The 14300-nt window shown below is 49.7% G+C and carries 10 protein-coding genes; 6 read left to right on the top strand and 4 right to left on the bottom strand.

Annotation, left to right across the window (positions count from 1 at the left end):
- Positions 1 to 38 precede the first annotated feature (38 nt).
- Positions 39 to 242 (bottom strand): YjzD family protein, encoded by a 204-nt coding sequence (locus tag EKM73_RS05080; RefSeq protein WP_125700902.1) that lies wholly within the window; start codon positions 240 to 242, stop codon positions 39 to 41.
- Positions 243 to 611: 369 nt separating this feature from the next.
- Between EKM73_RS05080 and EKM73_RS05075 the strand changes: the two genes are divergently transcribed.
- Positions 612 to 1808 carry a cation:proton antiporter gene (locus tag EKM73_RS05075; protein ID WP_125700901.1) on the top strand — a complete coding sequence of 399 codons (1197 nt, stop codon included), beginning with the start codon at positions 612 to 614 and terminating at the stop codon, positions 1806 to 1808.
- 212 nt (positions 1809 to 2020) lie between these two features.
- Here EKM73_RS05075 and EKM73_RS05070 read toward each other — a convergent pair whose 3' ends face one another.
- The gene (locus tag EKM73_RS05070; RefSeq protein WP_125700900.1) at positions 2021 to 4747 is read right to left on the bottom strand and encodes a YfhO family protein; all 2727 of its coding nucleotides are present in this window, start codon (positions 4745 to 4747) and stop codon (positions 2021 to 2023) included.
- A gap of 712 nt (positions 4748 to 5459) precedes the next feature.
- On the opposite strand from EKM73_RS05070, the gene EKM73_RS05065 reads away from it, so the two are divergent.
- The 5 genes from EKM73_RS05065 (at position 5460) to EKM73_RS05045 (ending at position 12761) form a co-directional block, all read left to right on the top strand.
- Positions 5460 to 6152: a response regulator transcription factor gene (locus EKM73_RS05065; protein WP_125700899.1), complete on the top strand. Its 693-nt coding sequence runs from the start codon at positions 5460 to 5462 to the stop codon at positions 6150 to 6152.
- Entirely contained in the window at positions 6142 to 7476 is a 1335-nt protein-coding gene (locus EKM73_RS05060; RefSeq protein ID WP_125700898.1) for a sensor histidine kinase, read from the top strand. Before EKM73_RS05065 ends, EKM73_RS05060 begins: the two co-directional genes overlap by 11 nt.
- A gap of 403 nt (positions 7477 to 7879) precedes the next feature.
- The gene (locus EKM73_RS05055; RefSeq protein WP_125700897.1) at positions 7880 to 8845 is read left to right on the top strand and encodes a LacI family DNA-binding transcriptional regulator; all 966 of its coding nucleotides are present in this window, start codon (positions 7880 to 7882) and stop codon (positions 8843 to 8845) included.
- A 196-nt stretch (positions 8846 to 9041) separates the two neighbouring features.
- Positions 9042 to 10406 carry an SLC45 family MFS transporter gene (locus tag EKM73_RS05050; RefSeq protein ID WP_125700896.1) on the top strand — a complete coding sequence of 455 codons (1365 nt, stop codon included), beginning with the start codon at positions 9042 to 9044 and terminating at the stop codon, positions 10404 to 10406.
- 99 nt (positions 10407 to 10505) lie between these two features.
- Entirely contained in the window at positions 10506 to 12761 is a 2256-nt protein-coding gene (locus EKM73_RS05045; RefSeq protein ID WP_125700895.1) for a glycoside hydrolase family 65 protein, read from the top strand.
- A 303-nt stretch (positions 12762 to 13064) separates the two neighbouring features.
- Here the strand turns inward: EKM73_RS05045 and EKM73_RS05040 are convergent, their stop codons facing one another.
- Positions 13065 to 13502, bottom strand: coding sequence for a hypothetical protein (locus tag EKM73_RS05040; protein WP_125700894.1), 438 nt, complete (start codon positions 13500 to 13502; stop codon positions 13065 to 13067).
- A 361-nt stretch (positions 13503 to 13863) separates the two neighbouring features.
- On the bottom strand, positions 13864 to 14133 hold the full coding sequence (rpsN, locus tag EKM73_RS05035) for a 30S ribosomal protein S14 (RefSeq protein ID WP_020088692.1): 270 nt from the start codon (positions 14131 to 14133) through the stop codon (positions 13864 to 13866).
- Positions 14134 to 14300: the final 167 nt, after the last annotated feature.

The following is a 14300-nucleotide window of genomic DNA, read 5'->3' as shown; positions in this document are numbered from 1 at the left end:
TCTCTGCAAAAGGTTTCGGTCATGCTTATTGTGAACGCTTATTTACCTTCAGAAGACTTGACGTCGCTACGACCGAGTAACATGATCCCATTGACGGCGACGACAGCAACAACTGCCATAGTAATGCCAATAGTCATTGGGTCGTAAGTTACTTGTTTCAAGGCACCAACGATGTAGCCAATGACCTCACCAAAGATAACCGCCCAAAAAATCACGACTAAGTTAGATTCTAACCACTTCACACGCGTCACCTCACAATCGTTATTAGTTTAACACGATTCGGGGGTTGCGGGTAGCTATAAATTTTGTTGGTGTAGACGGAATTTGATGATTTTGGTGTAACGCGTTAGTTGTGGGGCTGAAGTATCCGGCCTGGTGCGGTTGGGTTGCGGTGGACCCCGTTCTTCTGTATAATATAAACTAATTAAATTAAAGATGGTTGAAGCGACTGCTTTCAAGAATAGTGTTCTCCTTGGGTTGGGAGGGCCGTTTTGAAGCGGTCGCTTTTTAGCTGCTTGGGGTAAAATGGTCAGCTATTGGGGGACCAGATCGACAGACAAAACCAACCATATAGGAATTTTAATAGATTTGTCAAACAAAGGAGGCTACTCGTGGAACTCTTAAGAAACTTAACGTTAATTTTATTAGCAACAACGATTGTCGGCCATTACAGTACGCGCATCGGAATCCCAGCCGTCATCGGGCAACTCTTGGTGGGGGTCATCATTGGCCCGGCCATGTTAGGTTGGATCAGTTTGACGCACGTTCTGGAGAGCTACGCCGAACTGGGTGTCATTATTCTGATGTTTATTGCGGGATTGGAGAGTGATCTAAAGCTCCTGAAACGTTACCTGAAGCCCAGTGTGCTCGTGGCGTTGATGGGGGTCCTGATTCCAGTAATTGGGACGTATCTAGTGGGGATACTGTACCACCTCGGTACCACGGAGAGCCTTTTCATCAGTGTGATCTTCGCGGCTACCTCCGTGTCAATTTCCGTAGAAGTTTTGAAGGAAATGAACGCGCTGAATAGCCGGGAAGGCACCACAATCCTGGGGGCCGCTGTCGTCGATGATGTGCTGGCCGTCATCATTTTGAGTGTGCTGGTCTCTACCACCGGGACTGCCGTGGGCGATACCGCTGCGGCTTCCGGGAGTTTACTGCTGACGACGATTGAGGAGGTCGTTTACTTTGCTGCCATCTACTTCGTAGTCCGTTGGGTCGCACCGTACATGGCAAAAATCGGTGACCGCCTGATGATTCCGATGGGGCAGACGCTGATGGCCATCATCCTGTGTTTCGGGATGGCTTACGTGGCTGAATTAGTTGGCCTGAGCGATGTGGTTGGGGCATTCTTTGCCGGGATCGCGATCTCACAAACCAGTGCGAAATCCACTGTCGATCGGCACATCGAGCCCATCGGTTATGCGTTATTTATCCCCGTATTCTTCGTCAGCATCGGTCTGAACATGGACTTCAACGGCCTGGGCAAGCAGATCGGATTCATCGCGGTGCTGACCGTGGTGGCCGTCCTGACCAAGTTGGTTGGTGCCGGAGCCGGTGCCAAGATGGCCGGCTTTTCGCTAGATAGTTCCACGGCGGTCGGTGCCGGGATGGTCTCGCGGGGTGAAATGGCCTTGATCATTGCTCAGATTGGGTTTACGGCAAAGCTGATGTCACCGGTACGGTACTCGGCTATTGTGGCAGCAATCATCATTGCGACGCTGGTTGCGCCGTTCTTGTTACGGGTCACGATGAACCGAGCCCATCGCGGTGAGGTTGATCGTTCTAAGGTACGACCGTCAGAATAGGGTAGAAAAGTTAGATAGATATCAGGGGCGACCGCATTGTGGTCGTCCTTTTTTTGATGGTTATAGTGAATAATAGATTCATGGTTAAAACGATTTTTTACAAAAAGATGAGACAAATTTCCCGAAAATTACATTAGTAATAATTAGTAATAAGTGGAGGGCAAAAAAGAAGGTCAACTCAATTTGAGCTGACCCTCTGGCAAAATCTAAAGTTAGATGCGGTCTGTTTCACGCTGTGCCCTGCGCCGTCGTAATGGTCGTAACCATTCCCCGGCAATCAGCAGGAAGACGAAGATGGCAGCTCCCAAGGCACTTAGCAGGGTGCCAGCCGTCAGCCCGGGCGTGGTGTACTTCAGAATCACGTGATTCTTACCCACGTGGATCGGAACACCAATCATACCGCGGTAGTTCTTAACCACGGGGATGATTGACTGGGCATGCATGGCTGAACGAATCTTGACCGGTTTGCCATTGACGGTGGCGTGCCACCCCGGCGTATCGGGAATCGACACGTAGAGCAAGCGCCGTTGCGTCGACCCCGTGACGTGTCCCGATAACCAGGTGACACCACTTTTGCGATCCAGCTTGAAGCGTTGTTGCTTCAGACTTTGCGCCAGCTTGACGTACTTAGCCTGGTCTAACGAAACGAATTCGTTATCGTAACCAGCCTGTGGACGCGACGTAATGTAGCTGACCGTCACGATTTCACCTTTCGTATGTTGTCCCAGCTTGAAGACGTAGCGCGTGCCATCGGCATTAATCAGCGGTTTAGCTTTCTTGCCGTTGACCAACAGGCTGGAGTAGATGACGTTGGCCGATGGCGAGTAAGCGTGCAAAAGTCCGGTCGCGTTAACTCGGAGCTTAAACGTCTGCACGTACCGTGGCCCCTGATGACGATTACGTTTTGCCGCGGCTCTGGCTACTTCCTTAGCCGTAGCCTTGTGGGTGGAAATATCCATGACCGTTGTACGAGCGAACGTGTTCGGCTGTGCACCCAAGGCATCGAGAATCATCTGCTGATTGAACAGCGCCGTCTGGTCGCGAAGCTGCACGTCGGCTAGTTTGCTTGGTACGGCAAATCCGAGACCGGCGTATGAATTCAAGCGGGTCACAGGATGCTTGTTATCGGCATTCAACCGGTACTTCACGCTAAACAACGTATCCGTCAGGTGCGTGTAACCCTGCGCACTGATCCGGCGCACATTAGGGCTGAAGTAGCCCAGATCGTGTTGGAAGACCCGCGACTGTTCATCCAGCGTAGACGAGTAGGAACTTAGCCCGGCGTAGTCGAACATCAGTGGATCGTTGTAGTGGTTATATTGTCCAGTGTAGGCATTGCCAATGGTCGAATGCAGGTAGTCGACCCGGTGTAGGTTGAATTTGGTCGAAGAGGCATCGATTTTATTGAGAATGGCAGAATCTTTTTTGAAATATTTCTCGAACTTGGTCTCGGACCCGAAGTCCATCCCGTGTGTGGCAATGAAGAAGTTTCCACCCAGCTCACAGGAGATGATCAGGCCCAGCAGGCCGATTCGAATCGGTCGCCACTCGGTCACAAATATCAGCATGGTGTTGAGTAACAACAGACCTAACGCCAACCACAGTAAGTGGAAATTGGGCTGACTGTTGAGGTAGAGATCGTTGTTGTAGCTTGGCGAAAGTTTCTCCCACAGTTTGGGGAGAAATTGTGCTGAGACGAAACCAATCGTCAACAGTCCGGCACCCCACAACAGGGCGAGAATCTTCTGCGGATCGTTCATGGTTTGGTCGGGATGCGTTTGCCAGGCCCGATATGCCGTGACGATGGCTAAGAAGGTGAAAAAGTAGACGTTTCGGAACGGAAAACCGGCTGGTTGTTGCATCATGTGCCAGATGGTGTTGAACACTGTCAGGAACAGGCTCAAGCCCATCGCAATCAGTAACCACATCGTCCGTGTCTTTTCGACCGCCTTGATCTTCGGTGACACGAAGTAGACAATCAGTAGGAGAAACATCAGTGTCCCCATAAATAGGCTCGGTGCGTGGTAGAGATGTGACGTGAAATCAGTCGTCCCCATCCCGAACTGGGCGAGCACTTCTGGTCCAAACAGCGGTGTAGGTAGGTAGTTATCCACGAAGAAATTGCTCTTCCCCGTTTGTAACATACCCAAGGCCGTTGGAATCAGGACAATCATTGACATCATGCCGGCCAGTAGCGAGCCAAAGATAAACTGTCGAATCGCCGGCCAGTGCATCCGCCACGTTTCCCTGAATGGGGTGGGCACCGGTTGGTGTTCCACCGTCAAGTAGATGAAGTACATCAGTGAAAACAGGCAGGTCATGTAGCCCAGGTAATAATTGGACAGAATGGTCAGCGTTAGGCTCGCAGTATAGAGGCCAAAATGGTGCGAACTGACAATTCGGTGGAGCCCTAAAGCCACAATTGGTAGCCAAATCAGGGCGTCTAACCACATGATGTCGTAGAAATACATGGCCACAAAGCCACACAGGCTAAAGGCGGTTGAGAACAGCAGGAGTGACCAACCACTACGCAGGAATGCGTGGCGCAGGAAAATCGCCATGGTCAAGCCAATCGTACCAATTTTTAAGATGACGATCCAAGCAATCGCAGTCGGTAACTGTGCCGCTGGAAAGAGAAGAATCAAAAGATTAAACGGGCTAATCACGTAGTAGGTCAGTAATGGTACCATGCTACTACCCGTCCCCAAAGCAAATGAAAATAGGTGGAACTGCCCGTGCGTCACGGTCGAGCGCAGATACTCCAGGATTGGAACGTACTGTGCGCCCGTGTCGCTAAACAACAGACTATGCTTGCCAAATGGCGTAATCTTCAGTTGCCAGAAGACCACACACGTGATGACCAGCGGAATTAAAAATGCCCCCAAATACACCCAACGGCTAGCTCTTAACTGCGCCAAGGTGTTGTGATGTTGCTCCATGAAAACCCCTCCGTTGATGACAATCAAAATGTCTGACCCTAATAGGATAACATTCTCTGTGCTTGGAGAAAAGTTTACCTTAAATCCCGGGTATTGCGGCAAAGAACGTGCTAAACTTCGGATAAACTTAGACTTTGGTAAGGAAAATAACTTAAGGTTGCGTTATCGTTAATCTAGTAGACTATGATTTTAGTTAATGTTGGGTGTTACCTGTGGATGTTCAAATAGTGATGTTTATGGTGATGGGACTGGTGTGACTTGCGCCTTGCCGGGCGAGGCAAATAAATCAACCGTGACGCTATGGGCGGACGCCCGGAGCCACAGAGCGGTCTCCAGGCTTGCTTTGAACCTCAAAGTTCGAGTTTCAAAGGCACCAATTCTCTAAGCGGTAAAGAACACCGTTAAGAGAATTCCCATGGCTTGGTTGATTTGCCTCACCCTCACGGCTTACACAGCGTTTCACCATGACTGTGAGTTTAGCAGCCATAGGCAGGTGTTCATTGGTATCTCTGACTAGATTTTTAAGGTTAGGCTAAATAATAGCAGGGTGTGTCTTGGTGACAATAAGTTCGTGGTACGCTTAGACTATGCTAGCGTTGATTGCTGGGATAAGACAGCTTGCTTGTTTCGGGCTGAGATCCACATCTGGCAAGATATTACTAAATTAATTATGTGATTTAATTTTTGAAAAAAACTAAAGGAGGAATGCCCGTTGAGTACTACCGCTAAAGTGTTAGTCGTGGAAGATGAACGTGAACTATCCGCGGACATTGTCGAATTAATTAAACCGATTTGTGAAACTACCACCGCATTTGATGGTGAACAGGGTGAGTTTTTGGCCAGCCAAGGGGTCTTTGATGCGATTATTTTGGACCTGATGCTACCTGGTGAGAGTGGGTTAGATCTTCTGCTGCATATCCGCAACAAGGATATCAAGACGCCGGTGCTTATTCTGACGGCGAAGGATACGATTGCCGATAAGTTGCGGGGCTTTAATGATGGGGCCGATGATTACGTGACCAAGCCGTTCCATCGGGAAGAACTATTGGCCCGGATGAAGGCGTTATTGAAGCGGACAGGCCATTTGAACAGTACCGATGTCATTAGCCTCGGTCAGCTAGAAATCAACACCAGTAAGCACTTAGCCACGTTTAAAGGGGAACCACTGACGCTGAAGGGTCGCGAGTTTGATTTGCTGGCTTATTTGGTAGCCAATCCTGGTACAATCATCACGAAGGAACAGATCTTTAACCGGTTGTGGGGCTTCGATTCCGAGACCAGTCTCTCCGTCGTTGAAGTCTACATGAGTAACCTGCGAAAGGAGCTCAAGAATGCCGGCAGTGACCTGTCGTTGCGGACCATCCGTAATGCGGGATACATTGTGGAGGCTCCAGATGAGCAATAAGGTTAATCGCGCCCAACAGTGGCGATTATTTGTTAATAATTTCATTGGATTCACCATCATCTTCGTTCTCTTGGGGGTCATCGTTTTCGTGTTATTCCGCAACGCGATGCTGACCAGCACCGACCAGGCTTTACGGGTCGAACGGTCTTCTCGGTTGAATGGCGGTATGTTGACGAAAAAACCGATGGTTCAGGGCAAACAGCCCGGCAAACAGGTGCAGGCTGGCAAGGCGATTCATCCGTTCATGACGACCACCCTAATCTTTAACGACGCGGGCAAAATTACCAATCACGCGCAATTGGGGTCACGCTACGATACTTTGAAGAATATCACGTTGGATAAGTCGCAGGTCGGCCAGCTGCACACGATTCAGGTGGGTGGCAAGTATAATTTCCGGACGTTATTGGTTAAAGTCCCCAAGAGCAATTCGGATAAGTTAGTGGCAGGCAAGTACCTGTTGATCATGGAGAACATCGATCCGCAGAAGGCCGCGATGAGTAATTTTACGCGGGTATTGTTGATTACGATGGGCGTCTTCTGGCTATTGTCGATTCTGATGAGTATCTGGATGTCACGCCTGACCATGCGGCCAATCTTGAAGTCGTGGGGCCGCCAGACAGAATTCGTAGGTAATGCGGCGCACGAACTGCGAACCCCGTTGACGATTATTCAGAACAAATTGGAACTCTTACTGACCAAGCCTAACGATAAAATTATCGATCAGGCGGAAAATATTGCAATAGCCAATAGTGAGAGTCAGCGGCTCCAGAAGCTGACACAGGATCTGTTGGCGCTGGCGCGGTCGGATTCCAATACGCTGCAGACGAACTTTGAGAATACACACGTGGCGTCATTCTTGCAACACACGGTGGAACCCTACACGGAAATTGCGGCTAGTCAGGGCAAGCAATTAGTACTAGCACCGGTCGTGGATTTTAGCGCGACGTTAGACCAGAACCTGATCCATCAACTGATGAATATTTTAATCGACAACGCCTTGAAATACTCGCCCAAGGGCAGTACGATCACGCTGTCGGCTAAGGTCGTTGGCCGCAAGTGGCAACTGATTGTTGCCGATCAGGGTATTGGTGTCAGCGAAGATGAACGGAAACGAATCTTCGACCGATTCTACCGCGTCGACAGCTCCCGGAGCCGTCAGACCGGTGGTAACGGGCTAGGCTTATCGATTGCCCACTGGATTGTGAACCTCCATCACGGCAACATTGCTGTGAAAGCTAATTATCCACATGGGAGTCAGTTTGTGACAACATTGCCAATGAACCCGCCAGTCGGGTTGGGTGGGCACCATGAGAAAAAAGCTTAACTGAGTGCGTTTGAATACTTGAAATAGACTATTAAAATACCGTTTACCGATAAGTAAGTGTGATCGTCGGTAAACGGCATTTTTTGAATCTAAGTAAAACGATGATGTACTTTCACTCACGGTTGACTCAATACAAAATATTTCAATCGCTAATATCTCGTTTTGAAATTTCAAAGTTAGTAATCGTCTCCAGGTTAATCTCAGTTATTGGGACAGGTAAGTTAGCCTGTATGAAAGTTAACATTTACTCTAGCCGGAGGCGACAGCAGGTAACCCTCAAACTGGTAAACATAGACCAATTTCAGATGATTGGCGGGTGAACTGTTTTAATCGGTCGGTATCTATGGTAAGATTTGGTTCATTAGGAACTATACAGTCAAGCGCATAAGGAGCTTTTGAAGAGATGTTAACAATCCGTGATATTGCCGCTAAGGCGGGCGTTTCGGTTTCCACAGCCTCCCGGGCATTGAATAATAATCCACGTATCAGCGCCGCTACCCGGAAACGGATTCAGGCGTTGGCCGCAGCCGAGGGCTACCGGCCAAATTATAATGCCAAGAACCTGACGTCTGGCGAGGCCAATGCGGTGGGGGTCGTGTTTCCCACTTCCGACCGTAACTCGACCGACAACCCGTTCTACATCGACATTCTACGGGGTATCAACACCGAACTAATGAAGCGCCAGTACGTGCTGTCCGTAGCCATTAGCAAGACGGCTGATGCGTTGCTAGAGAACGTGAAGTCCATGGTGGCTCAGGGGAAGATCAAACGCTTTGTATTGCTCTACGTAGATCAGAATGATCCTGTCGCAGCCTTCCTGCGCGACAAGCACCTGCACTTTGTGACGATTGGGGAACCGGTCGATGGGGCCCACGATTACTTCGTGGATAACGACAACCTGGAAGCCGGCATCGGTGGGGCAGCCTACCTCCTAGACCAATTGGCCGTAAAGCATCCCGTCTTCGTTGAATCTGGTCATGACTGGGGCTACGAACGGCAGCGGCGCCAAGGCTACGAGCGCGTGGCGGCTCAATTTAACGTGGAGCCACTCACCTGTAAGCTCAGCGACCTTGAGTACGCCCAGTCGTTTATCAAGCATCATCCTGAAATTGACGGGATCATGGCGACCGATGACTTCAACGCCATTGAGTTCTACCGGCTCGTGCGTGAACAGTATGCCGTCAGCCATTTTCCAGTGGTCAGTTACAACCACTCGTTGCCAACCGGCCTGACGGATGCAAATCTGCATTCCATCAATCTATTCCCCGAGAAGATGGGGTCGGCCACGGTTAGCCTGTTGTTTGGCGATCGGCAGACTGAGGATGCAAACGCACCCAAACAAATCAGAATTCCTTACGAAATTAAATAAAAAATCAGGGCCTGGTTTGCGGGAGAGAAATCCCACAACCGGGCCTTTTTAAACTGTCAGGTGTGAAAAGGTGCACGAAGAAACTTTTGCGCAAACGGTTGCATTTGGATGTAAGCGGTGCCATAATGAATTTACGCGATGAGTAATTACTTAGCAATTATTAAATTTGAAATTAACCTGAGGAGGTTTTTGGATCATGGCAGACGAATCATTATCGGCCGAAGAAGCCAAGAAACATAACGGTTTACCGACATTATCAGCCAGCACCATTTGGATGATCAACTTTGGTTACTTGGGGGTGCAAACCGCCTTCACTCTGCAAAGTTCTCAAATGAGTCGGATTTTCCAAACGATTGGGGCCGACCCAAACAGTTTGGGGTGGTTCTTCATTTTGCCACCATTAGCTGGGATGATTGTGCAACCGATTGTCGGGTATTATTCTGACAGAACCTGGGCTCCTAAATTAGGGGGTCGGCGATTACCTTATCTCTTGTTAGGGACTATCGTGGCCGTTATCGTCATGTGTTTGTTGCCGAACTCCGGGAGCATGGGCTTTGGTTATGCGTCACTTGCCGCCTTACTCTTCGGGGCCATCACCGTGGCCTTCCTGGACTTGTCTTCTAACGTTGCCATGCAACCGTTCAAGATGATGGTTGGGGACATGGTCAACGATGACCAGAAGAGTTACGCTTACGGGATTCAAAGTTTCTTATCCAACACAGGTGCCGTTTTAGCTGCCATCTTGCCCTTCCTGTTCGCTGCGATTGGCTTAGCCAACACCGCTGCTAAAGGGGTTGTACCTGCGACGGTTACGGTTGCCTTCTACGTTGGTGCCGTGCTGTTAGTTATCACGAGTTTATTTACGATTTTCCGGGTCAAGGAATACGATCCAGATACTTATGCCAAGTACCATGGGATTTCCAAAGAAGATAACAAAACTGGTGGGAACTGGTGGACGCTATTGAAGTCAGCACCTAAGATTTTCTGGACGGTTACCTTAGTTCAATTCTTCTGCTGGGTTGCCTTCCAATACCTCTGGACTTACTCCGCTGGGGCCATTGCTTCTAACGTTTGGCACACGACCAACGCTGCATCTGCTGGTTACCAAGCTGCCGGAAACTGGTACGGGGTCTTAGCCGCCGTGCAATCCATTGCTGCTGTTATCTGGTCATATGTCTTAGCTAAGTTACCAAACAGTGTCCACAAGTTAGGTTATGCCGGAAGCTTGGGCTTAGGGGCCATCGGATTTGTTTCCGTCTTCTTCGTCCACAGCCAATACGCATTGATCATTTCCTTTATCCTCGTTGGGATTGCTTGGGCTGCTATGAACACTTACCCACTGACGATGGTCACCAACGCCTTATCCGGTGCCCACATGGGGACTTACTTGGGCCTGTTCAACGGTTCAATCTGTTTGCCACAAATCGTAGCTTCCTTAGCCAGCTTCGCGTTGTTCCCATTATTTGGACACGCTCAAGCCAACATGTTCCTGTTAGCTGGGATCATCATGGCTATTGGTGCCTTGTCCGTCTTCACCATCAAGGAAACTTACCGTGCTTAGTTTCGCTAGAAAGTCAGCATCAATTTCTGTAAAACTAAAGCTTAATCTGTAAAATAGAACTTAAACAACCTAGAAATAATAAAAAGGAGAAATGACACCATGAAACGAATTTTTGAGGTACAACCGTGGAACGTTATCACCCATACCTTTGACCCCAAAGACAAACGCCTCCAGGAATCCATGACCAGTATCGGGAATGGCTACATGGGGATGCGTGGCGACTTTGAAGAAGGCTACAGTGGTGATTCCCTCCAAGGCATCTACTTGGGTGGCGTCTGGTATCCAGACAAGACGCGGGTCGGCTGGTGGAAGAACGGTTATCCCAAGTACTTTGGGAAAGTGGTCAATGCCGTTAACTTTATTAAGATTCCCGTTGAACTCAATGGAGACGCAGTCGATCTGGCCAAGGATACGATTTCTGATTTTACCCTTGACCTCGATCTGCACCGATCCGTGCTGACCCGTTCCTTTACGGTTGAACGCGGGGATGTCCGCGTCGCTTTGAAATTCGAACGGTTCCTGAGTGTTAGTCAGCAAGAACTTTCCGCCCAAAAGGTGACGGTGAAGAACCTGGGGTCCGCAGCCGTTGACATCACGTTAAAGCCAAGCATCGATGCCGATGTGATGAACGAAGAAGCCAACTATGATGAACGTTTCTGGGATGTTCTGGCTACCGACCAGCAGGCCGACCGGGGCAGCATCGTTGCGAAGACCACGCCGAACCCATTTGGCACGCCACGCTTCACCTCTGGCATGGAGATGCGTGTGGTAACGGCCCTTAACAATGTTGCCGTGACCCAACCGAACGATAAGGAAGTCATGACCGCCTACACGGGCAGCCTTGCTCCCAATGCATCAGCAGAATTAGAGAAGCGCGTGATCGTTGTTACCTCACGGGATTACGATTCGCAAGAAAAATTAACCCAGGCCATGCACGACCTGAGCGACAAGGTCGCCGGCGAAAGTTACGCGGACTTGTTAGCTGCCCACACCAAAATCTGGGCTGACCGTTGGGAAAAATCCGACGTTGAAATTGCTGGAGACGACGCCTCACAGCAGGGGATTCGTTTCAACCTGTTCCAGCTGTTCTCCACTTACTACGGCGAAGATTCCCGCTTGAACATTGGGCCTAAGGGCTTCACCGGTGAGAAATATGGTGGCGCGACTTACTGGGATACCGAAGCCTTCGCCGTTCCCGTCTACTTGGGGATCACGAATCCTGAAGTTACCCGGAACCTCCTGATGTACCGTTACAAGCAACTCGATGGTGCCTACATCAACGCCCAAGAACAGGGGCTCAAGGGTGCCTTGTTCCCAATGGTGACGTTCGACGGGATCGAATGCCATAACGAATGGGAAATCACCTTTGAAGAAATCCATCGGAACGGTGATATTGCCTTTGCCATCTACAACTACACCCGTTACACCGGCGATACCTCCTATGTCTTACACGAAGGGGCCAAGGTGCTTTCCGAAATGTCTCGCTTCTGGGCCGACCGGGTCCACTTCAGCAAGCGTAACGGCCAGTACATGATCCACGGGGTTACCGGTGCCGATGAATACGAGAACAACGTTGACAACAACTGGGATACCAACCTCCTGGCACAGTGGACGTTGAAGTACACCCTGGAAATTCTGGATCAAGTCGATGCCGAAACGGCCAAGAAGCTCAATGTTTCCGATGCCGAAAAGAAGCAGTGGCAAGATATTGTGGATCGGATGTACCTGCCTTACGATAAGGACTTGAACATCTTCGTCCAACACGATGGCTTCCTCGACAAGGATATCGAACCTGCCAGCTCGATTCCAGCCGACCAACGCCCAATCAACCAACACTGGTCTTGGGATAAGATCTTGCGGTCACCTTACATCAAGCAAGGGGATGTGCTGCAAGGGGTCTGGGACTTCATCGATGACTTTACGCCGGAACAGAAGAAGGCTAACTTTGACTTCTACGAACCATTGACGGTTCACGAATCCAGCCTGTCACCAGCCATTCACTCCGTATTAGCGTCCGACTTGGGTTATGAAGATAAAGCGGTTGAACTCTACGAACGGACAGCTCGGTTGGACTTAGACAACTACAACAATGACACCACGGATGGTCTGCACATCACGGCCATGACCGGTGGCTGGATTGCCGTTGTGCAAGGCTTCGCCGGCATGCGTGTTCGTGATGGTCAACTCCACTATGCACCATTCTTACCAAAGAACTGGACGAGCTATTCCTTCCGGCAAGTCTTCCGTGGTCGCTTGGTTGAGGTTACGGTCGATGGTCAAGGGTCTCACTTCAAGTTACTCAGCGGTGACCCGTTGACGATTGATGTGGCCGGCAAGCCAGTGGACGTGAAATAAGTTTGAAAATTAGTTACTGTCGCCGGTTAAAAGTCGGATTCGCTTACGATGTTACCTTTGCATGGCAAGCACGTCGGCAGACGATTTGGCTGACAGACTAATTTTAAAAAATAATTGTTGGTGGATGAAATCACACGAAAGCCGTCCAGCCCACGGATCATTGTGTGGTTCCGAAGCCAGTAGTTACGCGGCCAGATTGCAAGAGCCTCACCTCATGTTATTGAATTAAAATCTGAACCGCAATAAAAAATCACCATCTTTAGTGCTAGAGAGCATTAAGGATGGTAATTTTTTTTTGAGTACTTAGAAATCTTGTGGTAAGTTTTCTTGTTGCTGGGCCTTGGCCTTGACGAGTGGGGCATCATCCTGCCAGTAGGTCAGCCATTCACCGTTCATGGTCAGACTTTCTAGCGCCAACTGGTTGTCGCTGAGCAGGTCCTGTTCCAGACGGGATTTGAAAGTGGCAATCAGGTCCTGAATCGCTTGCAAATTTTGAGCAAGGTCGTTGCCATCCAAAGCAGCCATCTGGTCGTGAAAGTCGTGACGTAGACCGTCCTCAATGTCGCGGAGTTTGCGTTCGTTTGCGCGAGCCAGCTTGGGTTGGTTGTTAGCGTCAAACGCCATGGCTGGACTGACACCAACGAATTGGGCGTTGATTTTGGGTGTATCGATACCGTAGGGGGTCTGGCCGGCGTTGCCGAATACGTCGAATTCCCGGATGACCGTTAAGACTTCTGTCATGGTAAAAACTCCTTTGTTGTGTATGATGATTTTAGTTTAGAGCATACGAAAACCCACGTCAAACGAAGCCGCGGGCAGGGTTGACGTGGGTTGTATTTTTGGTTGGGTTTGGGGAGACTGCTACAGGGTGATTAGGCGTTAGAAAGTTAAATAACTCCTGCCCGGCGAGGCTGCTACTGACTATTTTGGCTTAGAGAGCTAAACTCATTTTCACCAATATATCCGGAAACATGCAGCCTCCGAAACGAGTTGCGCAAGCCAGATCCCTGCGCTTAACCCCATTAAGCACCGGCTCGGTTCCACCGAGCGGGCACTTAATGACGTTAATGCTCAGGATCTAACCGGCTTGCTTCACTCTCTTCTACCAGCTAGCCTTCCTAACGCCCGGAATCTTTCCCTCATGGGCGAGTTGGCGGAAGTTAAGCCGGGACATTCCGAATTTTCGCATGTAGGCGTGTGGCCGGCCATCTAAGTGGTCGCGATGGTGAATCCGGACGGGTGAAGCATTCCGGGGGAGTAAGGCCAGTGCTGCGTAGTCGCCCGCGGCCTTTAATTCTGCACGTTGATCAGCGTACTTTGCGACCGTTGCTTCAATCTTTTTTTCTTTTGCAATCTTTGATTTTTTAGCCATGAATTAAGGAATCTCCTTCTATCTAATTAGTAATGATTACGTTTTGCCAGCATAACATGGTGCCGCGGAGGCTGTCAACGATTTTGCTCATTAACCCATTGGGCGATAAAACGATTGTGCTTCTCGCGTTCGCGGCGGTATGGTACACTACGACTAGCGTAAAAACG

Source organism: Levilactobacillus fuyuanensis (assembly GCF_003946395.1).
GTDB classification, from domain to species: Bacteria; Bacillota; Bacilli; order Lactobacillales; family Lactobacillaceae; genus Levilactobacillus; species Levilactobacillus fuyuanensis.
This window is presented reverse-complemented; position numbering and strand designations above follow the sequence as displayed.